Below are 26,212 nucleotides of genomic sequence, written 5' to 3'. Positions count from 1 at the left end.
GAGGTGATCCAGAGTGAAGCTGACAATTTCATGCCTGCAATTCGATATCGCGTACGGCAATCCTTCTGAAAATTTCAAAAAAGCGGAGCAGCTGATCGAGCAGGAAAGCCGGAAGGCGGATATCCTTCTCCTTCCTGAGCTGTGGACGACGGGTTATGATTTAAAAAATCTCGGCTCCATCGCGGATGAAGAAGGCAGGCAAACGAAGAGATGGCTGCAGGAAACGGCAAAAGCAAACCGCATCCATATCGTATGCGGCTCAGTCGCAGTCAAGAAAAAAAGCGGTGTGTACAATATCATGTACATCGCAGACAAAAACGGACATTTGATCAAAGAATACAGCAAAGCTCACCTTTTTCAGCTGATGGACGAACACCTCTATTTGTCAGCGGGCTCAGGCGACGGGCGCTTCGAGCTTGAAGGGATGCCGGCTGCGGGGTTCATCTGCTACGACATCCGTTTCCCGGAATGGATCAGAAAACATACGAGCGAAGGTGCGGGCATCATCTTTGTATCGGCGGAGTGGCCGCTCGCCCGCCTCGATCACTGGCAAAGCCTTTTAAAAGCCAGAGCGATTGAAAATCAGTGCTTTGTCGCAGCCTGCAATCGTTCGGGAAAAGACCCGGCAAACGAATTTGCGGGCCACAGCACAGTCATTGATCCGCTCGGCCGCACCCTTGCTGAAGCAGGACGCGGAGAAGCGGTCATCAGGGCCGAAATCGACCTAAGGGACATTGAAAAAGCGCGGGGGCAAATTCCGGTTTTTGAGGACATTCGCAAAGATTTATATTAAAAAAATGTTGACAAGAAAACGGAGATGCTGGTAACATGTTCAGCAACTGACCGAACTGAAATTTCAAAATTTTATATTGATTTCTCTTATCGAGAGTTGGGTGAAGGACTGGCCTAATGATCCCAACAGCAACCGACCGTAATACCATTGTGAAATGGGGCGCGAATCTCTGCGCCGCTAGGGCACGGTGCTAATTCCATCAGACTTTGAATTCTGAGAGATAAGAGAGGCGTACGCGACAAATCAGCCTCTTTCTCTCGACGAGAAAGAGGTTTTTTTATTTGTTAACGACATTTTAGGGGGAATCACACATGACCGTAACAAAAACCGCAGCATACGAAACTTTGACTGAAAGCTCCGCGGCCGCGCTTGCCGTCCGTCTCGGGCTTTTTCCAAGCAAAAGCACCCTGACATGCCGAGAGATCGGGGACGGAAACCTGAATCTGGTCTTCCGCGTTTATGACAAAGAGCAGCAAAGAGGATTGGTCATCAAGCAGGCGGTGCCTTATGCAAAAGTCGTCGGCGAAAGCTGGCCGCTGACGCTTGACAGGGCAAGAATCGAAAGCAGTGCGCTGATCCGCCAGGCTGAGCACGTTCCGCACCTTGTTCCGAAAGTGTACTATTCTGACACCGAGCTTGCCGTCACCGTATTGGAAGACCTTTCTCACTTGGAAATCGCCAGAAACGGACTGATTGACGGGAAGGATTACCCGCATCTGTCGGAAGATATCGGAGAATTCCTTGGAAAAACGCATTTTTACTCATCAGAATATGCGCTTGACCCAACGGTTAAAGAGCGGCTTGTGAAGCAGTTTACGAATCCGGATCTGTGCGATATTACAGAAAGCCTTGTGTTCACAGACCCTTTCTTTGACCATGAGACGAACGATTTCGAAGAAGAGCTTCGCGATGAAGCAGAAGTTCTTTGGGGCAATGAAGCGCTAAAAATTGAAGCGGCAAAACTGAAGCAGCGCTTTTTATCAGCGGAGGAAACGCTGATCCACGGAGACCTGCATACAGGCAGCATTTTCGCCGGTGAAGATGGCGAAACGAAAATCATCGACCCTGAGTTTGCGTTTTTCGGCCCGATCGGGTTTGACATCGGACAGTTTATCGCCAACCTGCTGTTAAACGCGCTTTCTCGCGAAGAAAACAGGCGGGCTCCTTTATACCGCCATGTCGAGACCGTCTGGAATACGTTCAGCCGGACATTCAGCGAAGCATGGGAAAACGATGCTGTTGAGACTTGCAAACATGAGAATGGGCGCCTTGAGTCAGTCCTGAGACAGGCGTTTGAAGACGCAGCAGGCTTCGCCGGCTGCGAAATGATCCGCCGGACGATCGGCCTCGCCCATGTTGCGGACCTTGATACAATCGTTCCATTTTCCCGGAGAATCAGCCAAAAAAAGCTCGCCCTTAAAATAGGCGCAGCATTCATAGAAAAACGCAGCGGTTTCCGGACGCCAAAAGACATGATTGAAGCGTTTCGAAACGCGCTTAAGGAGTGAATGACATGCCGGAACAATTTGCGGTGCCCCGTTCTGTCGAATGGGAAGAAACATCGGTAAAAATCCTGAACCAGCAAAAGCTTCCCGAAAAGACGGAGTACCTGCATCTCACAACTAAAGAAGACATCTATGATGCGATCCAAACGCTAAAAGTGAGGGGAGCGCCTGCCATCGGCATAACAGCCGCCTTCGGACTCGCCCTTTGCGCACAAAGCATCGATACATCTGATGTTTCCGCTTTTCTGCGGGAGCTCCGCAAAATCAAAGATGAACTCAATCAGGCAAGGCCGACAGCCGTCAATTTATCCTGGGCCCTCAATCGGCTGTTAAAAAGCGCAGAGGGCGCAAAATCGGTCAATGAGGCAAAAACAAACCTCGTCCACGAAGCGATTCAGATCCAGGTTGAAGACGAAGAAACATGCCGGCAGATCGGACAGAATGCTCTGCATTTGTTCAAATCGGGCGACAGCATCATGACCATCTGCAACGCCGGCTCGATCGCGACAAGCAGGTACGGAACGGCCCTTTCCCCGTTTTACCTTGCCAAAACAAAGGATCTCGACCTTCATATTTACGCCTGTGAAACAAGGCCTGTTCTTCAGGGGGCGCGCCTGACGGCGTGGGAGCTTATGCAGGGGGGGATTGACGTGACGCTGATTACAGACAGCATGGCTGCCCATACGATGAAGGAAAAGAACATTTCAGCCGTCATTGTCGGAGCGGACAGGATCGCAAGAAACGGAGATACAGCCAATAAAATCGGAACGTTCGGCTTGGCAATCCTCGCCAAAGCCTTTCAAATCCCGTTTTTTATCGCTGCTCCCCTGTCAACTTTTGATGTCTCGATTTCATGCGGCGACGACATTCCGATTGAAGAACGCGATCCGGATGAAGTCAGACGGATAAACGGAACGCAAATAGCGCCGCAAGAGGTGCCTGTGTTCAATCCTGCTTTTGATATCACGCCGCACGATTTAATCTCTGGAATCATCACGGAAAAAGGGATTATCACAGATAGATTTGAAGAAGAAATCGAAGCGCTGTTTTCCGCTGAAGCCCTTACTTAGGCCGCTTTAGCGGATTTTAATCGATTTGATGATGTCTTTCTTTTGCTCTTCGGTCAAAACGTGCAGCTTGACGAACAATTCCGCGTATCCTGCTATTTTTTTCGGGCGGTTTGTTTTCACTTATTCGTCCTCCTTTTTTACCAAGGCCAACATTTTTAACTTAATAAAATTATATGTCGCGGACGAAAAAAAGAAACGGCGTGCTCGTATATTATTTTCCTTTATACGCAATATTTTCGATGTCGAGCAGCACCGCTTTTTTATCCGTTTCATTTCCGGAATACCCCGTCAATGAACGATTTTTGCCGATGACACGGTGGCACGGGATCAAAATCGGCAGCGCATTTCTTTTATTGGCTTGGCCGATTGCGCGCACCGCTTTCGGATTCCCGACGGCGCATGCGATGTCTAAATAGCTCCGTGATTCACCGTACGGGATCGACTGCAGCGCCTCCCACACCTTTTTCTGAAACGGGGTTCCATCCTGGCGGAGAGGAAGGGTGAACGTTTTCCGCTCCCCCTGGAAATATTCTTCGAGCTGGCGCTTTGCCTCCTTCAACAATTCCGTTTCGGCCGGGCGAAGCTCCAGGCCGTCTTGTTGAAGCTGTTTTAGTTCTTCTTTTTCAAATAGCAAATGTGTAATATGGTTATTTTCCTCGACGATGTAGGCTTGTCCAAAAGGCGAGGTCATTTCAATATAAAAGCCCACGATGCGATTAAGCCTCCTCCTCATGCTGCTGTCTGATCGGGAGAGTCAGGTGGAATGTCGTGCCTCTCCCTTCTTCACTTTCAACTTCGATTTTTCCTTTATGTTCTTCAATAATTTTATAACTGACCATCAGCCCGAGTCCAGTGCCCCGTTCTTTTGTCGTGTAAAAAGGTTCGCCGAGCCTCTTCAATTTGTCTTCTGTCATGCCGATTCCTTCGTCAGCAAGCGAGACAATGATATGGTCGTCTCCTTTCGGTTTGATCGACACATATACATTGCCTCCGTCGGGCATTACTTCGATCGCATTTTTCAAAATGTTGATAAATACCTGCTTCAGCTGATTCGGCTCGCAGTAGATCAGCGGAATGCCGTCTTCGCACTTCAGATGCATCTGGACGTTGTCAAGGTTTGCCTGCGCATGCAGCAGATCCATTGTGTCCTGCATGATTTTGACGATGTTTTTTTCTTCATACATAATCGCCTGCGGTTTTGCAAGGATGAGAAACTCCGTAATAATGGATTCAATCCTTTTGAGCTCTGATGTGATGACATTAAAGTAAAGCGCGTGATCCTCATTTTGGATGCTGCCTTTCAGCAGCTGGATAAATCCTTTTAATGCCGTCATCGGGTTGCGGATTTCATGAGCAATTCCGGCTGCGAGTTCTCCGACGACATGGAGGGTATCAGACTTGCGGAGCCGCTCTTCAAGCTCTTTTCGTTCCGTCACGTCTCTGAGCATCGCCAGATTCATATTTTGAATGATGTTTCGCTTAAATGAAAATTCAAGTATCCGTTTTTGGTCGCTCAGCAGGAATGGGATATCATTGTCCATTTCTTCAAAGGAAATCGTTTTAGCGGGAGAAGCCGCGTTTTCGATGTGATAGCCGGAGATGACATCAAGAAGATTGGACGTTTTCAGCTGTTCAAGAGGGATGCTGAGAATTTTTCCGGCAAGGGGGTTCGCATCGATAATATCGTACTGGTTGTTGAAAAGAACGATTCCGTCCATTGATCCGTTGAATACTTTTCTGAACTTCAATTCGCTTTCCCGCAATTCTTGTTCCATTCGTTTTCTGTCGCTGACATTTCTCAAAATGGTTAAGTCCTGGCTGTCGAACATAATCCGTTTTGATGTGAACTCAAGCTCCTTATATTGTCCGTTTGCCATACGAAACAGCAGTTCCGCCCGGATTTCCCCTTTTTGATCGTACTGCTTTTGAATGGCATGATACCGCTGATCGGTTCGATCTATAAAATCAGTCATCTTCTTGTTGAGCAGCTGGTCCATCGGCAGTTCGAAGATTTTGCAGGCCGACTGGTTCGCTTTGACGATGCGGCCGTCGTTATTCATCAGAATGATGGCATCCATCGCATTTTCAAAGACTTCCCTAAAGCGTTCTTCGCTCTTAAACAGCTGTTTTTCCATTGAGCGCTTTTCGGTAATATCCCTCATAATCGACATGTAAAAGCCATTTAAAATATTCGAGGTTATCGTCAGCTCAAACAGCCTGTCTTCTCCTGATCTGAGGCGGACAGGAAGCTCCCCTTTTGCCTTCCCTCTTCTGAAAAGAGCGTTCCAGATTTTATCGAGCCGCCCCTTGTTTTCAGGCGATACGAATTGAGACAGCTTCAGTTTTGAGAGCTCTGATTTTTCAATTTCGAAGCTCTGGCAAAACGAATGGTTTGCATCGATGAAACAGCCTTGTTTATCAAAGATGACGATTCCTTCAACCGCGCGGTGAAACAAATCTTTAAACAGCTTTTCATTGATGGTGCGCTCCCGCTCCAATATTTTTTTAGACGAAATGTCTCTCATGACGACAAAAAAGCAGTCCTCACCGATTCCTTTGCTTGCGGTAAATTCGATATATTTGACAGATCCGTTGTCAAGCCTGATGGCCACTTCTTTTTTCGCATATCCCCGCTCCAAGAAGCGGTGAATGTTCTGGTTTAGTTCATCCGGCGGAACGGCGTGCAGGAAGTCGAGCGCCGACCGGTTCAGCAAATTCTTTTTTTGGCTTTGCAGGATCTTGCAGGCGGCATCATTCGCCTTAATGATGTTCATCTGTTTATCCAATATAAAAATAGCGTCCAGCGTCCCGTTAAACAGCAGCTCATACTGATACAAATCCGCTTTCAGCTTGGCGTTTTCTTTCTTCAGTCTGTTCAGCTGGTTTTGCAGATTTAAGGATTCATTCAAATCAAGAGTTTCCTCCATTTATTACACTCCTTCTTGAAAACCTGTCCTCCAATTATTCTACAAACCGGAAAATCTTCCTTCATTTGTTTCAAACTTTTACAACCTTTCCGCCTATTTTACATGAAGATGACGATATAAAAGTTCCTTACTGTTCAATTACATCGGCCTAACAATAAGACTTAATGCATAGGAAAACACATGCTTTCTATTTTAAAATTTTAAAATGAGGCAAGACTGGTTGAAGACGTCATTCCGGAAAGAATGTAGCCGGGTTCAGAATCTTCCCGCACCGGCGCCTCCTGAAATTGTTTGCGAAAGGGTGATGTTATGGCGAATTCACGCGACAGCTATTTCGACAACGCAAAATTCCTATTGATTTTTCTCGTCGTCTTCGGACATATAATCAGGTCCTATATTCATGACAATGATGCACTGCTTCATATTTATAAATTTATTTACACGTTTCATATGCCTGCTTTTATTCTCATATCAGGCTATTTTGCAAAAGGGTTCAATCGGCCCGGATATGTCAAAAAAATCGCCTGGAAGCTGATCGTTCCCTATTTGATTTTCCAGGGAATCTATACGCTGTTTTATTCCTTTATCGATGATCAAAGCTTAACTGCCGCAAATCCGTTTGAACCGCAATGGTCGCTTTGGTTTTTGCTGAGCTTGTTTTTTTGGAATCTCCTGTTGTTTCCGTTCACAAAACTGCCGGCGAAATGGGCGTTTGCCGCAAGCTTTGCGATTGCCGTTCTTGTCGGGTATATCGACATGATCAGCAACACGCTCAGCCTGTCCCGCACGTTTGTTTTCTTTCCGGTCTTTTTGGCGGGCTATTATTTGCAAAAAGACCATTTTAAAATGCTGAAAGGCTGGAAAGGAAAGCAAGCGGCTCTAGCCGTTTTAGCAGCAACGTTCGTTTTCTACTTTTTTGCAGACTTCGATTACTCCTGGCTGTTCGGTTCCAAGCCTTATTCGGAATTCGGCGATGTCGGGATAAAAAGCGGGTTAAACCGGGTGGCGCTTCTCGTTATAACATTTGCCTCAACCTTCGCGTTCATGGCGCTGGTGCCTGAAAGGCGGTATTTCTTTACCCTCTGGGGAACGCGCACATTCTATGTCTACCTGCTGCACGGCTTTATCATCAAGTCGTTCAGAAAGACGGGCGCGGAAGAATGGCTTGCCGATTATCAGAGTCTGACGCTATTGTTCATCGCCACGGCAATTTTAACCTTCTGCTTATCAAGCGGATTTGTGAAAACGGTCGCCCAGCCGTTCATCGAATTAAAAATGACGAATTTAATAAGGCTGTTGAAAAAAGACAACGGATATAACCCTTATTTAAAATAAATGAAGGTCCAAATCGTTTCCGATTTGGACCTTTCTCGTTTGCTCTGCAGTTTCATTCTTTATCTTTATCCCGCTTCTGTCCGTCCGCCTTTTTGTTCTTCTTTTTATTGTTCTCGATCACATCGATAAATTTAAAGGCGTTGACATCGCCCAGTTCGTTCGAAAATTCCTCCTGAAGCACATCGGGATTCATCGGTTTTTTATGGTTTTGCATATCCTTGCTTTTTTGGTGTTTTTTCATTGGTGCGATTCTCCCTGCTTCCCGTGTTTCGAGTTGCGGTTGGCTCCCCTGTCTCCGTTTTCGGCGTCATATTGGGTCATGTATTGATGATCATGCATGCTTTCAGCAGGCGTTTTATTGTTAAGAGCCGCTTCATTCCTGGCAACTTTTCTTTTCATAATGACATTCCTTTCTTTAGTCGTTTCATCCATATCCTTTCCGTTTCGGCACATTCCACACATCCAGTTTTCGGCAAAAAAATAAGCACCCTGAAGGGTGCTTATTTAAACACTTTTTTCACTTTATTAACGACGTATGAGCTGCCGCCGCGGTCTGAAACATCCTCGATCATCATCGTGATTAAAAGGTTTTTGTTTTTGTAATCATAGGCGGTGAACCAGCCGTTTTCTTTGCCTTTTTCGTCTTTTTTCGTTTTCAGTTCGGCCGTTCCCGTTTTCCCTGCGATCGTAAGCCCTTTGACAACCGGCTTGTAAGCCGAGCCGCGCGGGTCTTCTACAACGCCTTTTAACCCTTTTGTAATCGCTTCTGCTCCGCCTGTGGGCAGTACGTTTTTATGCCATATTTCTTTCTCTTCGCCGTCCTTTTTGATCAGGTGCGGCTTGATCAGATTACCGTCATTCAAGAAAGGCGTATAGCTTGCCGCAAGGTGTATCGGCGACATCAGCATTTGCCCCTGTCCGTATCCTGAATCGGCAAGGAGAATATCCGAGTCGATTCCTTCGTTTGATATGGAGGAAGACTTCGTCGGGAATTCATAATCAAGCTTTTCCTCAAAGCCGAATGATTTCAGGCCTTCGACAAATTGATCCTTGCCTGTATCAAGGGCAGTCTGGGCGAAATAAATGTTGTCGGATGTGATCAGCGCGTTTTCCAAGTTGACGTCGCTTAGTCGATCGGAAACCCGTGTGACTTTATATCCGCCCCATGACGAATCTTTCTGCCATTCCTTCCCTTCGATCTTCTTAGGTTCATCCGCTTTGATCGCATCATTTTTCAGACCGATTGAAGCGGTGATCGGTTTGATCGTTGAACCCGGAGCATAAGTTTTATTAAATTTAGAGGTGAATGGCGCAGACGCATCTTTGTTGAGCTTTTCCCATTCTCCTTTTTTCCAGCCGAACAAAAACCCGTTCGGATCATATGAAGGCGCGCTGACAAGCGCCAGCGTTTCTCCAGTCTGCGGTTCTAAAGCAACGGCAGCGCCGGAGTCATCTTTTAACTGGCTGTACAGTTCTTCCTGTTTCTTAATGTCGATCGTGGTGTGGATGTCTTTTCCGTCTTTTGCATCCTTTGACGCAACCGTCGCGCCTGATTCAGGGATCGAAATCGTCCAGCCGATTTCTCCTCTGAGCTCTTTTTCATAAATATGTTCGAGACCGACGATTCCGAGCAGTGAATGCTCGCTGTAGCCTTCTTTATTCTGTTTTAATTCCTCTTCGGTAATCGGCCGTATGTAACCGGTAAGATGTGCGGCTTTTTCACCGTAAGGATAGTATCTTGACTGCGTATCCTGCTTCAAAACCCCGGGGAGAGAGGTCGCTTTTTTGAGAAGCTCGGTGCTGCCAGGCTTCACTTTTTTCAGGGGAACGAATGAATCGTCCGTCACCCAGCTTGCGGACAGCTGTTTTTCTATGTCTTCTTTTTCCATATCAAGCATGTTCGCGAGCTTTTTGATGACACCGTCTTTATCATCTCCGAGCTGCCCCGGAACGACGCCGATTTCAGGCACTGTCGCATTCGTAGCGAGCGCCTTTCCGTTTCTGTCATAAATGATGCCTCTAGTTGGCTCCTTGGCGGTAATCCGGATGGTCTCCCCTTTCTTCAGCTGTGAAAAAATAAAGGATGGGTTCCAGTTGACCTTCCATGAAGTGTCTCCGTCTTTTTTTTCTTTGACAAGCTTTGCCTTGCCTTGAAAAGAAACCGGACCGGCCAATGTCTTCATGCTGACTTTATACGGTATCGTCACCGAATCATTTTTCTCTTTATTTTTTTCATCTTCATCGTTGTCGACGGTTGAAACCTTCAAATCGGAAACTCCAATCTGTTCATAAATAGATTGATTACGCTTGATGAAATCGTCTTTTGAAATCGATTTTTGCGCTTCAGCCGACAGCTGTTCATACATTTCTTCAAATTTTTGCTCGTTCCATTTGTCTACATATTGGTCCATGCTTTCTTTTGCTGTCGGCTCGTTAGAACAGGCTCCGGCGAGCAATAGAAATCCGGCGGCTATAAACAAATGGATGACTCTCTTTTTCATCGTTGTTTCCCCCTTTTTTTCAAGTCCGCCATTTAAGCATTATATCATACAAATAAATACAGCGACCGACTTTATGATCATAAAAAAAGACAGTTTGACTAAACTGTCTTTCTTATCCGATAATGATCCTTTCCTTCGGGTAATGGTAATTCGCTTCGATTTCTTTTCTGCCGAATAAATAAAGCAGCGTGACAATGCCGATTCGGCCAATGAACATCAGAAGGATGATGACGCTTTTGCCAATCGTGCTCAAATCTGGGGTGATGCCCATCGACAAGCCCGTCGTACCGAAGGCCGAACACACTTCAAACAGCAGTTCAAGCAAAGAATGCTTTTCTGTCACTGTCAAAATGAGTGTCGAGACGAAAACAAGAATAACCGCCATCAGCGTTACAATCAATGATTTCATCAAGTCCGCTTGGTGCAGTTCCCTTTTGAAAACCTTCACCGATTTATTTCCCCTCGCGAAGTGGAACAGGGCCAACAGGTTTAAGGCAAAGGTCGTTGTCCGGATGCCCCCTCCGACAGAGCTTGGCGAAGCGCCGATAAACATAAGCATACACATAAACAAAATGGTCGTATGCGTGAATTGGCTGATATCGATCGTCGCGAGTCCGCCGCTCCTGGTCGTCGTCGACTGAAACAGAGAAAAGAAAAATACCTCGTGCCACGATTTCCCTGAAAAAGCAAAGCGCGCTTCCATGGCAAATATGCCGATCGCACCTCCAATTACTAAAAGGAAAAAAGTTACTGATGTCAATTTAGTAAACAGGCTGAAAGAGAATTTACGCTCTTTGCTGAGCAGAAAATCCTTTACCTCGATGAGGACCGGAAAACCGATCGCTCCAAGAATGATCAGCATCATCACGATAAACTGAACGAAATAATCATGCTGAAACGGAATCAGCGAGTTGCCTGTAATGTCGAAACCTCCGTTGGTCGTTGCACTGATGCTTGTAAAAAATCCGTGCATAAAGGCTTCTCCAGGTGTCTCAAAGTACTTTAAGAAATAAGTGCCGAGAATCAGCCCGCCAAACAGCTCGATCAGCAGGATTAAGCCGAGCACGTGCTTCATCAGCTTGACGAGGCCCGATAGGTTGGATTGATTTTGATCGGTCATAATCAGACGGCGCTCTTTCAAACCGATCCGCTTGCCGAAAATCAGCCAGACGAATGTACCCAAAGCCATCACGCCGATCCCGCCAAATTGCAGAACAAACGCCAAAATCCAAATTCCGGCCGTGCTGAATGTATCGGCTGTATCAACAACCGTCAAACCGGTTACACTCACTGCGCTCACCGCGGTAAAAAGGGCGTCGATAAAAGACCATTCAACATTATTTTTGTGTGCAACGGGCAGACTCAATAAAACAACCGAAACTGTCACCGCTAAAAAATAATAGAGCGCGATCAGCTGTACAGGAGACAGCACGCGCAGTAGTTTTCTCAATAAAACCTTCATAATCGTTCCTTCTTTTCAATATTCAAAAGTTGCTTCTTGTGTATAACGTGTTCCATTTTAAAGGAAACATGCTATTATGTACAGCCGCTTTTCGATTTTTAAATTTAAAAAGCAAACCCCCTTGAAAAAGGGGGTTTGCATCTTTATTATTTTGCTTCCAGACGGCGGATTCTGTCGCTTAAATCAGGGTGTGTTGAGAAAAGCGATGTATGCTTTTTCCCGTTGATTTTTAAAGTTGCAACAGATGCCTGTTCTTCTTTGACTCTTGAAGTGTACTGCTCAAGCGAGCGGAGCGCGTGAATCATCTTATCCTTGCCTGCAAGGTCTGCTCCTCCTCTATCCGCATGATATTCGCGGTGGCGGGAGTACGCAAACACGACAAGGCTTCCGAGAATAGAGAACACAATTTGGAATACGATGACCGCGATAAAGTGAACGATCGGCGCCAGCTCTTCACGGACAACGCGTGAAACAGCCCATGCCGCAATCCTTGCGAAGAAAACAACGAACGTATTGACGATTCCTTGAAGGAGCGTCATCGTCACCATATCGCCGTTTGCAATATGCGCCACTTCGTGGGCAAGTACGCCTTCCACTGCGTCGTCATCCATTTCCTGAAGAAGGCCCGTCGATACAGCGACAAGCGAGCGGTTTTTAGACGGCCCGGTCGCAAAGGCATTCACTTCGCGTGAATTGTAGATGCCGACTTCAGGCATCTTTGTCAGTCCGGCAGCGCGGGACAGCTTATATACCCGGTCAACGAGCTGCTGTTCTTCATAGCTGAGCGTTTGCTTATCAGGATTCAGCACCTGAACGCCCATCGCCATTTTCGCCATCCATCTTGACATCAAGAGCGACATAAAGGAGCCGACAAAACCGACAACTGCACTAAATACGAGAAGCGCAACAATATCGATGCCGCCGTTAGCCGTGAAATACGTGCCTACCCCTGTCAGCGAACCGATAATCGAAAGCACGATACCGATCGTCGTAATGACTAAGATGTTCGATAAAAGAAAGAGAAAGATTCTTTTTCCCATGATTACCTCCATGTTATAATAAGATCAAATGAACTCGTATAATAAAATTATACGGCATAGAATTGAAAATGCAAGTGATAAGACGTAAGATAATGTTTATATTGTTTGCTATTTCATTTTAATACATAATGAGGTGGAATGATGAAACCTTTTAAACTGACTCGCCTGGAAATGGCCAAACTGATGTACGCTTTAAAAGGGCAGCTGGATGTCAGTCCGCTAGCGATTCTTTTGAGATCGGCCGATTTGGCGCCCGATGAGCCGGAAGACAATTTGGACATCCCCGAATTCATTGCCCGGTACGAACGGAAAAAACAAAAAACGGAACAGGGACTTTCCACAAATGAAATTGTTGAACTTGGAAATTTGTGCGAACTGACATCCTTAAAATCGACAGCCATCCAAAACTGGATCAAACGCGATATAAAAGATTTGATGGGGCATCCGGAACTCGGCAAAAAATATTCCATCGACCAAGCCGTCATCCTTCTCATTGTACGAGACTTAAAATCGGTTTATGACTTCGAAACGATCCGTCCGATCTTAACAACGATTTTTAATACGATTACAGACCGCTCCGATGATGTAGTGAGTCCGCTGCGCTTTTATGAAGGGTATGCGCGGGTCCTTGATCATGTGTACCAGATCAAAGACTATACGCTCAATAAATCGGCGCTTGAAAAAATCGTCATTGAGCAGACTGGACAGCTCCGCGATTTTTTTAAAGATCTGGCCGATCCCGAATGGAACAAAGCGAGAGACATCACCGCAGTCACTGTGCTGTCCGTCATCGCTTCGCACATTCAGGCGACCGCACATTCCATGATTGACAGCGTCTTCTTAAAATATGAAATGAAATAATCGCCGACCGGCGCGCCTGGCTTGCCAATTGCCAGGCGTTTTTTTGCCCTTCAACAATTGCCAGCATAAAAAGCCTCAGTCCAAATCAAACTAAACAAGCAGTACCAATTGAAAAAGGAGTTGAGAATGCATGGCAAGAACGAATAAGCTCCTCGTTCCCGGGGCAGAGCAGGTTTTAGACCAGTTCAAATACGAAATCGCCCAAGAGTTCGGCGTCCAGCTCGGCTCGGACTCGGTCGCTCGCTCAAACGGATCTGTAGGCGGGGAAATGACAAAACGACTTGTACAGCAGGCACAAGCTCAATTGAATGGGCATAATGACAAATAAATACCCTATGGATTATTCGCCGGGCCCGCTCGGCGGATATTCTTGTTTATTCGTTTGGTCAGAAGGCTTTTTCTCCTTTTGGTAAGGAGGTGATTTAGAGCTCTCTTGATTTGAACCGGAACCGCTTTTTGGCGTTCCTTCCTCCGTCTGCTGACCGTCTTTGTCATTATGGTTATGTTCCTGAGGGTTTTTGGTATTAGGGGAATTTGACTCCTTTTCTTTTTCCATTTCTTGATCAGGTTGAGACTGATCTTCATCTGAAGGTTTTTCGCCGTCCGGATGATCTTCCGTATCTGCTTCTTTATCATCCGTATGCTGTTCCGGCTGATCTTCTTCTTTCACAGCTTTCTCCTTTTCTCCTGTGTTTTCTTCCTGATTTTGATCATCTTTTTTATTTTCATTGTCATCATCTTTGTTTTTGTCTTCTAATTCATCTTTGTGGGAACGGATATAACGGCCTGTTGAGATGCCTTCTTTTTGGGCTTTTGCACGCGTATCAAGGTCTGATTCCACCGCTTCCATCTTATAATTCTGCTGCTCGTATTTTTTCGCTACATCATCGATTTCGCTTTTTACCGTCGCCTTATACGTGTCATCTTCATTGTTTTCGTATACTGTGGCGATAAGCACTTCTTTTGATTCGGTGACATAACCGCTCTTATCGCTGTCTTCGACAATTTCACTGATCACTTCTTTAAAGTCAGACTTTTCCCAATTTTTTATACTATCCATTAAGGCCTTCCCATCCTCGTTCAGCGGCACCAAATCGATAACTTCACAGTTTTTGTTGAGCGTCAATTCAAAGCTTGGGTTGATATCGATCGTCATGTAGGCGTATGCTTTATTGTTTAAAACATCAGGGATGATCATGAAAGCGAGCAGCATGATCGCGGCGATTGAAAAAACGCCGGCTTTCAGCGGACGGAGCGAAAGCAGATCAAAAAAGCCCGCACGCCTTCTCGACATTCTCGTCTCCGCGGGAAAAGCAATTTCCTGACCGATTTCATAATCTTCCTCTGTGCTCTTTGCTTTTAAAAATTGTCCGTCAGGGGTTAGCAATGTGACGAATTTTTTATTTTTTTCTACAATAATTCCTCTTCTCATGAATTGAGCACCCCTTTTAGATAATCTTTAAGGTAAACATAATCGCCCGTTATAATGATCGCCATAGCGATGATATATTTGCGGTTTCTCTCTACGGTTTTTCTGCTGACAGCCACAAGCTTTTCAAGCTGTTTGACGGGAAGCTGCTTCTTTTCAAACAAGATCTTTTTTAATTCTTCATGTTCGACAAGCGTATATGCCACTTTGATGGCGTTTTGCCTTGCATCCGTATGTTTCGGGGAATGCTCCAGCAAATCGGAAAAAGACAGGCCAAAACTTTTAAGCCTTTCTTTAAAATGGAGAATCTCCTCCCGCCTTTGCTCCTGTTCGAGCATGCGGTTGAATTCATGAATGGAAAGCTCCGCTTCAATCATGCTTTGGGAGGATTCCTGTTCTTCTCCTTCTTGCATGTCCATATTGATGTTCTGGGCATTTCTCGCTTCTTTTCTGATATAATCAATGACTTTGCGCTTAATGATCAGCTCTGCAAATGCAAGCAGAGAATTTCCTTTATCTGAAGAATATTTTTCAATGGCTTCATTGAATGCAATCAAGCCGATGCTGAATTCATCATCTTTTTCATCTATATATCGTTTGCACACGGATGAAACCGTTTTAGCCACAAAAGGCTTATATTGATCGATAAGCTCGTTTTGCAACTGCTGATTTCCTTTTTGTATGCTTATTACAGACTCTTCTAATGATTGTTTCCTTTTTCCTGTCTTAAACAAAAGGCTAAGCACTGGTTTCACCTCAGTTCCTCCCTATACTACTCATTAATGATAGCTAATTTGATAGGGATTCGCAAAGGAGAAAACGCGGTATTCATTTCTAATTTTTCAATTGTGACAGTCATTTGTTTGATCTCCTAGAACAATTCGTGATCTGTTTGACGATTAAGGGGGTTTTCCCGCCGTTTTTGTAACATGGCTGTTAATAAAATGAAATCTTATTTCGATTGATCTAGGGCCATCTTCCCCGGCTCTTCCTCGTGCGGGCAAAAAAAGACCGCCGGTGAAAGACCGGCAGTCTGGGAAAAGCTGTTTACTCCTCAGCAGCTTTATTCTCGTGTTTGTTCGGATTTGTCATAAACCATCCCCCGAGCGCAATGGCGATCAGCACCGCCCAGAAGATGAACTTCCAAGTACCTGAATGAATAAAATGTTCAGAGACGATATTGATTTGCGGGTGTGCGAGCGTATAGAGCGTCAGTTTCACACCAACCCAGCCGACAATCAGAAAAGCAGCCGTTTCCAGGCTCGGACGTTTCTTTAACAAGTTCACAAATTGACTTGCAGCAAAGCGCATAATAATCAATCCGATGATCCCGCCGGCTAAAATTACCATGAACTGTCCGCCGTCAAGCCCGCCGATTTGCGGCAGGTTTGTCGCCGGAAGTGTGACAGCCAGCGCAACCGCAGCTAAAATCGAGTCGACGGCAAAAGCGATGTCTGCCAGTTCAACTTTGATAACCGTCGGCCAAAAACCGCTTTGCTTCGTCTCCTTCACTTTTTCGTCCTTTTTGAAAACGTGGGTTTTCAAAATATGATGGACGGAAATGTAAAGCAGATAAACGGCGCCGATCGCCTGCAACTGCCAGACATTGACAAGGAAAGAGATCGCAAACAAAGCGCCGAACCTCATCACAAACGCGCCGGCCAACCCGTAGAAGAGCGCTTTTTTTCTGTCTTTTTCAGGCAAGTGTTTAACCATGACCGCCATGACGAGGGCATTGTCCGCGGCCAAAATGCCTTCCAGCCCGACTAGGATGAGAAGAACCCAACCATATTCAAGTAATAATGCTGCATCCATTTTGTAATTCCTCCTAAGTGATTGTCTCTTTCTCTTATTCCCGCTAATGCGGCAGGGTATTTTCAGAAAACAAAAAAGACCTCTGCCAACATTAGGCAAAGGTCTTGCTAGACATGGTTATCATTATTTAAAACATGCCAACAAAGCCGATGGATGAAGATCCATGAACTGACGACTTTGTTTCCGGTTAAACATCCGGACGCTACTCCCCTTTGGGATAAAAGAAAATATTGAATTATAAGATAATATTAACCTCATATGCGCACGGCTGTCAATCCTTATTTTTATTTATAAAGGCTGAAACGCTTTGCGATTTGATTTTGTTCCGCCTGCCCTTCAACCAAAGGTAAAGAACGAACAAAACGATGAACCCGATGCCGACCGGAAGAAGGTATCCGTCCAATAGGCTGCCGACCTTGCTCCAGTTTTCGCCGAGGTAAAAGCCTAAATAGACATAGACGAACGTAATCGGCGTGATCGCGAGGAATGTATAAATACAAAATACCCACACATTCATTTTCGCGAGTCCGCACGGAATGGAAATCAGCGTTCTGATTCCAGGTATAAAACGGCCGCTGAATGCGACAAACCCGCCGTGCTTTTCAAAAAACCTGTCCGATTTTTCAAGCGCTTCAGGCTTGATAAAGAAGTATTTGCCGTAGCGTTCCAAAAACGGCCGCCCCCCGTACCTCCCGAGCCAGTAAAGCGTCAGAGGGCCTGCGACACCTCCCAGTGAACCTGCTGCAACGACCCCGAACATCGACATATCTCCTTGATACACCCAGTATCCGGCAAGCGGCAGAACGATCTCAGCCGGCACGAATTCGATGCACAGCGCCAGGAAAATGCCTAAATACGAGAGGCTTTTAAATGCCTCAGCCATTGATAAAATAAACTCTTCGATATCGACCACAACCTTTGACGATTGATAATTTCAAGTTCTAAAGAACGTACAAAAATGATTTTAACACAATTCGAGAAAATTGAAGAGCAAAATGGGAAGTCCTCCTTAAAAAGAACAGGAGGATATCATTTTTTATTGGCGAATTTCATTATATATAGTATAATTCACGAATTATACCGGAATTAGCGCTATTGCCGCTTTTTTATGTCAACGGTTAAGAGTACGGCAGTCTAGCCTTTCACAATACAGTATAGTTATTTAGACTTTTCATCATAAGTACAAAAAGGCGGAGAAAAAAGTGACAGAAGTTCTTGGTGAATATAATGGATGGCTCGTCCTATTATCCTATTTCACTGCAGTTTTGGCAGCTTATACAGCCCTTGATTTATCTGAACGGGTCGTACATACAAAAGGCAGGAAAAATATCGGATGGCTTTTGGCCGGTTCCCTCACGATGGGGCTTGGCATCTGGTCTATGCACTTTATCGGGATGGTGTCATTTCAGACAGCAGAAGAAATGAAATACGATTTGAAATTCGTCTTGTTGTCGATTGTTGCCGCTTTCGCAGGCTCGCTCATCTCATTTTATGTGGTGAATGAAAAAAAACCGACGAATGGAAGACTGGCGGCCGGGTCCCTTGCAATGGGATGCGCAATTGCCTCCATGCATTTTATCGGGATGGAAGCAATGGAAAATATGACAATCGTCTATCATCCCGTTCTTTATGCCGCCTCTTTTGCAATCGCCATTTTTGCCTCCTTCGCTGCCTTAAAACTGTCAGTTGTATTCGCCAAAAAAACCGGTTCTTTTCGGATATTGTTCATTAAAATCGGAAGCGCGCTTTTAATGGGCGGAGCGATTTCCGGCATGCACTATACAGGAATGTCAGCAGCTACGCTTTTCATGGCTGACAGCGTTGACACAGGCTATGAAGGAATCGATACCGTTGAACTGGGCATTATGATCGTGCTTGTCAGCCTGATGCTTCAATGCTTCTTGATTTTCGGCGCCTTCAATGACAAACGCCTGCTGCTTCATATCGAAAAAGTCAAAGATAACGAGGAGCGGTTCCAGTCCTTGATCAACCACAACATTGATCCGATCTATGTTTTTTCGCTTGAAGGCAAGCTGCTTTCCGCCAATTCATCGGGATACAGCCTTCTTGAAAAAATGGGAATTGAACCCGAGCGCCTGTCTTCCGTTTTTCGGCAGGAGGATCATGACAGGCTGCTCGGCTGGTTCCTTCAAGTCCAAAATGAAAAACAGGCCATCAACCGCGATACGGCAATCGCGATAGCTGAAAAGCGCTTTGATTTAAATGTGACGCTGATACCGGTGTATGTCAGAAAGCAGCTTGACAGCATTTATGTCATATGCAAAGATATGACAAACCAGCGTGAAGCAGAACGCAAAATCCATAGAATGGCCCACTATGACGCGTTGACGGATTTGCCAAACAGAAGGTATGCAGTCGACCGTCTGGCAAATGTTCTAAAGCGGCAGGAGACAGGGACGGCCGTGTTGTTTTTGGATTTAAACCGTTTCAAAGTGTTTAATGACGCCCTAGGCCACGACGTCGGGGACCTGCTGCTGGTGGCTGCTGCACAGCGTTTGGCGCACTGTGTGCCCAATGAAGGCTTTATCGCCCGGCTGGGCGGCGATGAATTTATCATTGTCGCTCCTTTACAAGGGATCGATCAGCTGACCAGGCAATTGATCAGTCAGTTTGAAACGCCTTTTCGCATTAAAGAGCATCGCCTCAAAACATCCGTCAGCATCGGAATCGCCGTTTCTCCGGACGATGGAACAGACGGCGATGAGCTGATGAGAAAAGCCGACATGGCTATGTACGCCGCAAAGTACAAGAGCGTAAGCAGATATCGGTACTTCTCGTCTTCCCTCGCCAGAAAGAACAGACCGTCTTTCCAGAAGGAAATCGAGCTGAACTAAGGCTTCCTTCAAGAAGAACGGCTCCAAACTTGTACCGCCGCAAGCATCCGGGCTTCAGCCCGGATGCTTTTTTCCTCTGTCATCCATAAGTTGCTATTCATGAAACAATCTGCAGAGAGGCATCAATAAAAGAAAAGGAGTTGAACCGAACCGATGCATACGATGTGGAAAGGCTCTATCAGCTTTGGCCTTGTCAATATCCCCATTAAACTGTTTGCAGCGACAGAGGATAAGGATATTAAATTAAGGTCGCTTCATAAAGAATGCCGCGCCCCGATTCAGTATGAAAAAAAGTGCACAAACTGCCATCAGGAAATCGCGCCCGACGACATCGTCAAGGGCTACGAATATGTTAAAGGCAAATACGTCGTCTTATCGGACGATGAGCTGAAGCAGCTCAAAGAAGAGCAGGAAGACAAGGCCGTCGAAATTGTTGATTTTGTGCAGCTAAAGGAAATCGATCCCATCTATTTCAACCGTTCATATTTCGTCGGACCGGGAGATAACGGTGTAAAAGCGTACTCACTTTTGCGCGAAGCGCTCAGAAAAACAGAAAAGATCGGGATCGCCCATATGACCATCCGCTCAAAAAAACAGCTCGCCATTCTTCGCGTCTACGAAAACTGCATTTTAATGGAGTCCATCCACTACCCTGATGAGGTCCGAAACGCAGCCCACGTACCCGGTGTTCCGGAAGAAACCGCAGTCAACGAAAAAGAGCTGCAAACCGCGATTTCATTAATAGACGAGCTGACAACGACATTTGCGCCTGAACAATATGAAGATACGTACAGAATCGCGCTGATGGATAAAATCAAAGAGAAAATCGACCATAATGAAGGTGTCACGCCAAATGCCGGGGCCGCCGCTCCGCGCGAGGATGTAATCGATCTCGTGAGCGCTCTCCAAGCCAGCATCGAACGGACAAAAGGGCCTGACCGGGAAGCGGCGAAAGCGCCTGCAGCAAAAGGAACAGCTGAGAAAAAGAAAAAAACGTCGCGCAAAAAAGCTTCAGAGGCAAAATAAAAAATGGGAATTACGATGCAGCCTGTATTGACTACATCAGCTCCCTCAGGCGGCAATTGGCGGTATGAAGTCAAATATGACGGGTATCGGGGTCTTTTAAAGATTGCTGCGACCGGCGAAGTTTCGCTCATCAGCAGAAACTCACAGCCGCTCGAAAACACATTTCCGGAAATTTCGGAATTTGCAAAAAGCATGATCGAAACTCTCAAAGAACACTTGCCGATCACGATTGACGGGGAAATTGTGTCGTTGACAAACCGTTTTCGTTCCCGATTTGAATATGTCCAAAAAAGGGGTTTGAGCAAAAAGGCCGAGTTGATTGCACAAGCAGCCGCAAAGAAACCGTGCCAGTACTTGGCTTTTGATTTACTGGTTTTTAACGGAGAAAGTTTAACCTCGCTCCCCTATACCGAACGAAAACGCATGCTTTTCGACCTGATGAAAGAGCTCGGCCTGCCGATGGCTCCCGATCCGATGGCTCACGCTCGAATTCAATACATCCCTGACACTTCTGATTTCCACGACCTTTGGAAGGCTGTTAAAAGGTTTGACGGCGAGGGAATTGTCGCGAAGAAAAAAGACAGCCGCTGGGCTGAAAATAAAAAAACGGCCGAATGGCTCAAACTCAAAAACTACAAAAAAGCTGCTGTATTTATGACAGGCTACAACATGGCAAACCGTTATTTGACAATCGCCGTCTATGACCGCGGTCAAATCAAGGAAGTCGGTTCGGTTTCCCACGGACTCGGAGAACAGGAAAGAAACGCCATTCTTTCGATCGTCAAGCAATACGGAACCGAAACAAAACCCGGTGAATATACCATTGATCCGTCGATTTGCATGACGGTCCATTACTTAACGATTCATTACGGGACATTGCGCGAGGTGTCGTTTGTTTCATTTGAATTTGACATGGCATGGGAAAATTGCACTTACAACCGCCTGCTGCTTCATTCAAGAAACGTCCATCCCGATTTGCAGCTGACAAGCCTTGATAAAGTCATCTTTCCTAAAAGCGATAAAACAAAAGCGGATTACATCGGATACCTTAATGAAATCGGCGATTTTCTGCTTCCGTTTCTCGACAATCGGGCGCTTACCGTTATCCGTTATCCGCACGGTTCCGGCGGAGAGTCTTTTTTTCAAAAAAACAAGCCCGACTACGCACCCGAATTTATCACGTCCATTCGGGATGACGAGCACGAGCATATCATCTGCAGCGATTATTCGGTTCTGCTGTGGCTTGCCAATCAGCTTGCGTTGGAGTTCCATATCCCTTTTCAAACGGTGGATACGGCCCATCCGACCGAAATCGTTTTCGATCTTGATCCGCCTTCAAAGTCGGAGTTTCCGCTGGCCGTCAGAGCCGCGAAAGAGCTGCACCGTTTATTTGATCAGCTCGGCCTCTTATCTTTTCCAAAGCTGTCGGGAAATAAAGGGATACAAATCTATATTCCGATTTCAAAAAACGCCTTTACTTATGAAGAAACCCGCCTTTTCACAAGCTTTGCGGCTTCTTATTGCGTCTCGCTTTTTCCCGATCTGTTCACAACCGAACGCCTGATCAAAAACAGGGGCGGAAAGCTCTATATTGACTATGTGCAGCATGCCCCGGGAAAAACGATCATCTGCCCGTATTCCACAAGAGGCAATGAGCTTGGCACAGTGGCCGCACCGCTGTTTTGGGATGAAGTCCATTCAGACTTGTCACCCTTAAATTTTACGATGGAGGCTGTCGTCAAACGCACAAAGGAACTCGGATGCCCTTTCGAAAGCTTCTTCAGACAGCCCCAGGACAAACAGATCAAAGCTATTCTCGATCACTTAAAAGAAAACAACCGTTCGGAAAACTGACTTTTTCAGCGAAACAATAGGTGCTGGCTGTGGATTCCGGCTTTTTTCAGAAGGACCATCAGCTGCTCCTGTTCCTCCTTTGTCAAGCCTGAAAAAGCCCTCGCAATTCTCAGGGAGTGGATCGGATAAATCTCATCGAGATATGCCTTTCCCTTCTCCGTCAAATTCGCATAGACAGACCGTTTATCTTTCGGGTCCTGCTCTCGTTTGATGAAACCGTTTTTTTCCAGTTTGTCGATCACATAGGTTACGTTCCCGCTTACAAGGAGCAGCCTCGAGCCGATTTGCTGCAGCTTTTGGGCTCCCCTCGTATACAAAAGCTCCAATACAGCAAATTCTGTAGGATTAAAGCCGTGTTCCTTGCTGTCCCGAATACTATGTTCTGAAACGCTTTTAAAAGCCCTGGCAAAAACCTTGTACAGCGACATAGCACGGTGAACTTCTTCCTCATTAAACGAAAGTCTCATATCATCTACCTCTTATACTATTTTCTTAAAATGAACCCGGGAAATGAAAACCCTTACAAATGTAGAAAAAGAAAGGGTCATGCTTTTCCCATATTCTATATGTATATATTTTCGTTATCCGAAAGAAAACTCCTGCTTATTTTTTTTTAGATATTAAAAAGAAGCCCGTTTTTTCAAAATGGCCGATTTTGAACACGGGCTTTATTTTTCCGGAAAAAATAAAAATATTCATTTCTGAGCTCCGTAATCGTCATCCTCTGCAAAACTTCCCGATTATGCTCACCGAGTGAGATCAGTTTTTTCAAGTAATGGTTTCTTTCCTTTTCCAAAGCGTTTTTTAACAATCTGCTCATGATCTTCTCCTTTCATTTTCGCGTATTGTATACTATAAGAATAGACCTTATTTATTAACCAAGCTTTAAGGCCGTGTAAAGTTCGCTTTTACTCCCCTTCCGGAATTTAAGAGGACTTTTGATAAAAGCCGTTCTGCACCGCCCTCAGCAGCGGAAACGCATCCTTGCCGGCAAGGTTCATCAATGTCTCGAGCAATTCGTCTCTCTTATTGTCTAAGGCAACGATTTCTTTGGCGAGTAAGACTGCTTTGTGTTCCTTCATCCAACGATTCCCCCCTCAAAAGTCTGTACCTACAGCATACAAAACACTTTTACCCCTTGCATGGTTCCTGTAAACTTTTCTTCCGTGATTTTTTAAAAATTTTTTCAACAATGTTAGATTTTCTGACAGATGTCAGGTTTTTTCGCGCGTTTTCTTATATAATACAAAAAAAGTCATCTTAGGGGTGGGAAAATGACAGTCGAAGATCTTTCTTATAAAGATAAAAAAGTGATTTCAATTGGCATTGTCAGCGAGCTGACGGGTCTGTCGGTCAGGCAGATCCGCTATTACGAAGAACGCAAGCTGATCTATCCGCAGCGCTCTACAAGAGGCACGCGCAAATATTCCTTTGCTGACGTCGAACGGCTGATGGAAATCGCAAACAAGCGGGAAGACGGTGTTCAGACCGCAGAAATCCTCAAAGATATGCGCAAAAAAGAACAAAGGCTAAAAAACGACCAGCAGCTCAGAAAGAAAATGCTCGAAGGCCAGCTTAACGCTCATTTTAAATACAAAAACCGTTAAAAAAACGAATCATTCCCTCCGTTTCATACCCTTTAAATCACCCGGAATTCGTCATAATCTCAACCAGATTTATTTCTTGGTTTATCCGGTGATAAAATCTCAGGCAATCAGAAAAGATACTACAAAGAAGGTCAAAAAGTGGTCAAAAATCAATTTAAGAGGTCATTCAACTTCGCCCGCGTCTTCGGCCTATAAATGCATGTCGTGGATTCAAAAGGAGACACCAATCTCATTAAATTTGAGGATGTGGTCGGTGTGGAAATAAAATAGTTCTTTCTGAACGAAAGGAAAATAAAAAATAAGAAAGCAGGGTATACTCCCTGCTTTCTTTAGCGAATAATATAGCGAATAGCAATAATAGCGTATGTGTTTCTAATGTGTATTCATAATACATCCAATGTATATTGCATGTCAAGCGAAAAAATGTTCATTTTGAAATTTCTTGTTGCTCTGCTTCTTCGAGTATTTTAAATAATCCTGATTCAGAACATAAAATTTGATTTTTGGATGTACCCTTATGCTTGCCTTTTGTTAACTCCTTTGTATCTTCAATGATTAGGCCTTGTTTCTTAAGATCCTCTAATAAATCACTGATAATCTCAGCAGGAGTAGCTAATTTGGCAACCAAGTGTGTTTTTAACCAACCTATACCCAAAAAGCGATCTCCTTTTTCGCCATTAGCTTCGTGCCATTTTTTTATCTCTTCAAGAATTTGAATTGAAAGGTTTTTTCGGTCATATGTTTTCTCTTCCACCCCAAGCAATTCAACTAAATCTTGAGCGTAATGAACATATTGTTTCATTTCAACATATTTCGGAGCTGTCTTTGATAAATAAAAAAGTTCAACTCTTTTCCCCTTGTACATTAGCCTGCTCATAACAGGTATCATATCGCTATCAGCAGTGACAAAAACATAACAGCTTATTGAAGGATCTTTGTAAGTATTTTCAATAGCATCAATACAAAGCTCTATGTCAGAAGAATTCTTACGGTAATCCCCTTCTTTACCATTTGAATAAACATGCCTAATCTGTACACGTTTCTTTTGTAACCTCGTTAAGCTACTTCTTATTTTTTGAAAATCTGCATACACTCTGAAGGCTCTGACATTATCTTGACCGTATCTTTCCCAAAGTCTTGAAAATAAATTCTTCTCTTCTGATTCATGATCAGGGTCGTGATTAAAATTATTCATTAATGACCAATAAACATTATCGTAGTCAACAAAAATTGCAACATTATCAAGCTCGTTTTTAATATTCATAGATCGAATAGTTTGCTGCGTTGATTCACTTACAACGCTCATTATCATTTCCATTACTGCCCTGCTTTTTTCTTCTGGTGTAGGTGTTGTTTTTGCAACCCCTGATCTTCTTTTAGGTTTTGACTCATCCAATTAGATAACCCCTTTCATTAGAACACATACATAAAAAACTTACCATATTTTCAACAATAAACATATATTTTTCTATATGGTCATTTTGTTATTCATCATAAGGCCGGTATTTTTTCCGGCCAGCTTCAAGATCTTGCTTCAGCTGCAAAACATCAGTACGTAAAAGCAGGTTTACTTGTCCAATTTTTTTTACTGGTTTAATCCGTCCATCACTAATCAGCTTACTCATCCGCTGCTTATTCACGTTTAAAATTTCCTGAGCCTCCGGGGCGCCGAGGACTTCATTTTTTATAAAGCCCTCAACATCTTGGCGGCTTTTTAAATGATATTCCATGTTTACCTTCTCCTTATGTCCTTAATGATGTTAAAGACAGTTACCGTGAGAACAAGAGCCATTATGACCGTTGTGAAGGTGCTTGTCCATAATTCGCGCAGCCCGATAGCAGCCACGCTTAATAAAATCATGGAAAAAATGAATGTTTGTCTTCTCTTCATATTATATGCTAGACTGGTTATAATTATATTAGGGAGCGAGCGACCACTCGCCTCCCCACTTGCTCAGTCCTTCTTGTTATTCTTCTTTGCATCATGTGATTGTTGGGCAATCCATGCGATAGATGCAACATAGAAGATAATTTGAAGGACTTTTATCATGTTGTCCAGCATTTCTTCACCTCCTTATGCTTTTATTATACCCTATGTATAGACTTAGGTCTACAGTTTTGGTGAAAAAATG

26 protein-coding genes, 1 pseudogene and 1 riboswitch are annotated in these 26,212 nt (G+C 44.8%); of the genes and pseudogenes, 10 read left to right on the top strand and 17 right to left on the bottom strand.

The annotated features are described in order from the left end of the window. The first annotated feature begins 13 nt into the window (after positions 1–13). The 3 genes from H7F26_RS14145 (at position 14) to mtnA (ending at position 3,368) form a co-directional block, all read left to right on the top strand. Complete coding sequence (locus H7F26_RS14145; protein WP_003181070.1) at positions 14–793, top strand: carbon-nitrogen family hydrolase; 780 nt, start codon at positions 14–16, stop codon at positions 791–793. Positions 794–876: 83 nt separating this feature from the next. Further along, a riboswitch (SAM riboswitch) is annotated at positions 877–1,020 on the top strand. 84 nt (positions 1,021–1,104) lie between these two features. Continuing rightward, on the top strand, positions 1,105–2,301 hold the full coding sequence (gene mtnK, locus H7F26_RS14140) for an S-methyl-5-thioribose kinase (RefSeq protein ID WP_003181068.1): 1,197 nt from the start codon (positions 1,105–1,107) through the stop codon (positions 2,299–2,301). Positions 2,302–2,306: 5 nt separating this feature from the next. Beyond that, positions 2,307–3,368, top strand: a complete 1,062-nt coding sequence (gene mtnA, locus H7F26_RS14135) for an S-methyl-5-thioribose-1-phosphate isomerase (protein WP_009328612.1) — start codon at positions 2,307–2,309, stop codon at positions 3,366–3,368. A 6-nt stretch (positions 3,369–3,374) separates the two neighbouring features. Here mtnA and H7F26_RS22010 read toward each other — a convergent pair whose 3' ends face one another. The 3 genes from H7F26_RS22010 to H7F26_RS14125 all read right to left on the bottom strand — a co-directional run bounded on the left by H7F26_RS22010 (position 3,375) and on the right by H7F26_RS14125 (position 6,295). Then, positions 3,375–3,488: a hypothetical protein gene (locus H7F26_RS22010; protein WP_003181063.1), complete on the bottom strand. Its 114-nt coding sequence runs from the start codon at positions 3,486–3,488 to the stop codon at positions 3,375–3,377. A gap of 91 nt (positions 3,489–3,579) precedes the next feature. Next, positions 3,580–4,077 carry a methylated-DNA--[protein]-cysteine S-methyltransferase gene (locus H7F26_RS14130; RefSeq protein ID WP_003181061.1) on the bottom strand — a complete coding sequence of 166 codons (498 nt, stop codon included), beginning with the start codon at positions 4,075–4,077 and terminating at the stop codon, positions 3,580–3,582. Positions 4,078–4,084: 7 nt separating this feature from the next. Beyond that, on the bottom strand, positions 4,085–6,295 hold the full coding sequence (locus H7F26_RS14125) for a PAS domain-containing sensor histidine kinase (RefSeq protein ID WP_003181060.1): 2,211 nt from the start codon (positions 6,293–6,295) through the stop codon (positions 4,085–4,087). A gap of 309 nt (positions 6,296–6,604) precedes the next feature. Here H7F26_RS14125 and H7F26_RS14120 point away from each other — a divergent pair, with 309 nt between their 5' ends. Beyond that, complete coding sequence (locus tag H7F26_RS14120) at positions 6,605–7,630, top strand: acyltransferase family protein (protein WP_003181058.1); 1,026 nt, start codon at positions 6,605–6,607, stop codon at positions 7,628–7,630. Positions 7,631–7,682: 52 nt separating this feature from the next. Here H7F26_RS14120 and H7F26_RS14115 read toward each other — a convergent pair whose 3' ends face one another. From H7F26_RS14115 to htpX, 5 genes are all read right to left on the bottom strand, one after another. Beyond that, complete coding sequence (locus H7F26_RS14115) at positions 7,683–7,871, bottom strand: hypothetical protein (RefSeq protein ID WP_003181056.1); 189 nt, start codon at positions 7,869–7,871, stop codon at positions 7,683–7,685. Next, a complete protein-coding gene (locus tag H7F26_RS14110) occupies positions 7,868–8,029 on the bottom strand; it encodes a hypothetical protein (RefSeq protein WP_011197888.1) in 162 nt (53 codons plus the stop codon). The genes H7F26_RS14115 and H7F26_RS14110 overlap by 4 nt, the downstream gene beginning before the upstream one ends. A 101-nt stretch (positions 8,030–8,130) precedes the next feature. Further along, the gene (locus H7F26_RS14105; protein WP_003181052.1) at positions 8,131–10,131 is read right to left on the bottom strand and encodes a penicillin-binding transpeptidase domain-containing protein; all 2,001 of its coding nucleotides are present in this window, start codon (positions 10,129–10,131) and stop codon (positions 8,131–8,133) included. 112 nt (positions 10,132–10,243) lie between these two features. Beyond that, entirely contained in the window at positions 10,244–11,593 is a 1,350-nt protein-coding gene (locus tag H7F26_RS14100) for a TrkH family potassium uptake protein (RefSeq protein ID WP_003181050.1), read from the bottom strand. 146 nt (positions 11,594–11,739) lie between these two features. Further along, positions 11,740–12,633 (bottom strand): protease HtpX, encoded by an 894-nt coding sequence (htpX, locus tag H7F26_RS14095; protein WP_003181048.1) that lies wholly within the window; start codon positions 12,631–12,633, stop codon positions 11,740–11,742. 141 nt (positions 12,634–12,774) lie between these two features. Between htpX and H7F26_RS14090 the strand changes: the two genes are divergently transcribed. Together H7F26_RS14090 and H7F26_RS14085 are read left to right on the top strand one after the other, a co-directional pair. After that, positions 12,775–13,494 (top strand): DUF1836 domain-containing protein, encoded by a 720-nt coding sequence (locus H7F26_RS14090; RefSeq protein WP_017474386.1) that lies wholly within the window; start codon positions 12,775–12,777, stop codon positions 13,492–13,494. Between the two features lie 130 nt (positions 13,495–13,624). Next, the gene (locus tag H7F26_RS14085) at positions 13,625–13,822 is read left to right on the top strand and encodes an alpha/beta-type small acid-soluble spore protein (protein WP_003181044.1); all 198 of its coding nucleotides are present in this window, start codon (positions 13,625–13,627) and stop codon (positions 13,820–13,822) included. Positions 13,823–13,834: 12 nt separating this feature from the next. Here the strand turns inward: H7F26_RS14085 and H7F26_RS14080 are convergent, their stop codons facing one another. The 4 genes and pseudogenes from H7F26_RS14080 to H7F26_RS14065 all read right to left on the bottom strand — a co-directional run bounded on the left by H7F26_RS14080 (position 13,835) and on the right by H7F26_RS14065 (position 17,651). Then, complete coding sequence (locus tag H7F26_RS14080) at positions 13,835–14,926, bottom strand: anti-sigma factor domain-containing protein (protein ID WP_003181042.1); 1,092 nt, start codon at positions 14,924–14,926, stop codon at positions 13,835–13,837. Then, positions 14,923–15,678: an RNA polymerase sigma factor SigI gene (sigI, locus tag H7F26_RS14075; protein WP_009328616.1), complete on the bottom strand. Its 756-nt coding sequence runs from the start codon at positions 15,676–15,678 to the stop codon at positions 14,923–14,925. The genes H7F26_RS14080 and sigI overlap by 4 nt, the downstream gene beginning before the upstream one ends. Positions 15,679–15,970: 292 nt before the next feature. Then, positions 15,971–16,974, bottom strand: a pseudogene (locus H7F26_RS14070) (TerC family protein). Between the two features lie 35 nt (positions 16,975–17,009). Continuing rightward, positions 17,010–17,651 (bottom strand): DedA family protein, encoded by a 642-nt coding sequence (locus H7F26_RS14065; RefSeq protein WP_003181037.1) that lies wholly within the window; start codon positions 17,649–17,651, stop codon positions 17,010–17,012. Positions 17,652–17,940: 289 nt separating this feature from the next. Here H7F26_RS14065 and H7F26_RS14060 point away from each other — a divergent pair, with 289 nt between their 5' ends. The 3 genes from H7F26_RS14060 to H7F26_RS14050 all read left to right on the top strand — a co-directional run bounded on the left by H7F26_RS14060 (position 17,941) and on the right by H7F26_RS14050 (position 22,473). Continuing rightward, a complete protein-coding gene (locus H7F26_RS14060) occupies positions 17,941–19,593 on the top strand; it encodes a diguanylate cyclase domain-containing protein (protein WP_003181035.1) in 1,653 nt (550 codons plus the stop codon). A gap of 153 nt (positions 19,594–19,746) precedes the next feature. Beyond that, positions 19,747–20,619 (top strand): non-homologous end joining protein Ku, encoded by an 873-nt coding sequence (locus H7F26_RS14055; RefSeq protein ID WP_003181033.1) that lies wholly within the window; start codon positions 19,747–19,749, stop codon positions 20,617–20,619. A gap of 3 nt (positions 20,620–20,622) precedes the next feature. Next, positions 20,623–22,473: a DNA ligase D gene (locus tag H7F26_RS14050; RefSeq protein WP_003181029.1), complete on the top strand. Its 1,851-nt coding sequence runs from the start codon at positions 20,623–20,625 to the stop codon at positions 22,471–22,473. Positions 22,474–22,478: 5 nt separating this feature from the next. Here H7F26_RS14050 and H7F26_RS14045 read toward each other — a convergent pair whose 3' ends face one another. The 3 genes from H7F26_RS14045 to H7F26_RS14035 all read right to left on the bottom strand — a co-directional run bounded on the left by H7F26_RS14045 (position 22,479) and on the right by H7F26_RS14035 (position 23,555). After that, positions 22,479–22,940 carry a MarR family winged helix-turn-helix transcriptional regulator gene (locus tag H7F26_RS14045; protein WP_003181027.1) on the bottom strand — a complete coding sequence of 154 codons (462 nt, stop codon included), beginning with the start codon at positions 22,938–22,940 and terminating at the stop codon, positions 22,479–22,481. Between the two features lie 173 nt (positions 22,941–23,113). After that, entirely contained in the window at positions 23,114–23,293 is a 180-nt protein-coding gene (locus H7F26_RS14040) for a hypothetical protein (RefSeq protein WP_003181025.1), read from the bottom strand. 106 nt (positions 23,294–23,399) lie between these two features. Next, positions 23,400–23,555: a hypothetical protein gene (locus tag H7F26_RS14035; protein WP_003181024.1), complete on the bottom strand. Its 156-nt coding sequence runs from the start codon at positions 23,553–23,555 to the stop codon at positions 23,400–23,402. A gap of 192 nt (positions 23,556–23,747) precedes the next feature. Here H7F26_RS14035 and H7F26_RS14030 point away from each other — a divergent pair, with 192 nt between their 5' ends. Further along, positions 23,748–24,080, top strand: a complete 333-nt coding sequence (locus H7F26_RS14030) for a MerR family transcriptional regulator (RefSeq protein WP_003181020.1) — start codon at positions 23,748–23,750, stop codon at positions 24,078–24,080. 427 nt (positions 24,081–24,507) lie between these two features. Here the strand turns inward: H7F26_RS14030 and H7F26_RS14025 are convergent, their stop codons facing one another. After that, the gene (locus H7F26_RS14025) at positions 24,508–25,476 is read right to left on the bottom strand and encodes an NYN domain-containing protein (RefSeq protein ID WP_016885807.1); all 969 of its coding nucleotides are present in this window, start codon (positions 25,474–25,476) and stop codon (positions 24,508–24,510) included. Between the two features lie 88 nt (positions 25,477–25,564). Continuing rightward, positions 25,565–25,810 carry a helix-turn-helix domain-containing protein gene (locus H7F26_RS14020; protein ID WP_016885808.1) on the bottom strand — a complete coding sequence of 82 codons (246 nt, stop codon included), beginning with the start codon at positions 25,808–25,810 and terminating at the stop codon, positions 25,565–25,567. Positions 25,811–26,212 lie beyond the last annotated feature (402 nt).

The sequence above is a fragment of the Bacillus sp. PAMC28748 genome, assembly GCF_014250415.1.
Classification (GTDB): Bacteria; Bacillota; Bacilli; order Bacillales; family Bacillaceae; genus Bacillus; species Bacillus licheniformis.
Note: the sequence above shows the minus strand (reverse complement) of the source record. Positions and strands in the feature narration are given on the sequence as shown.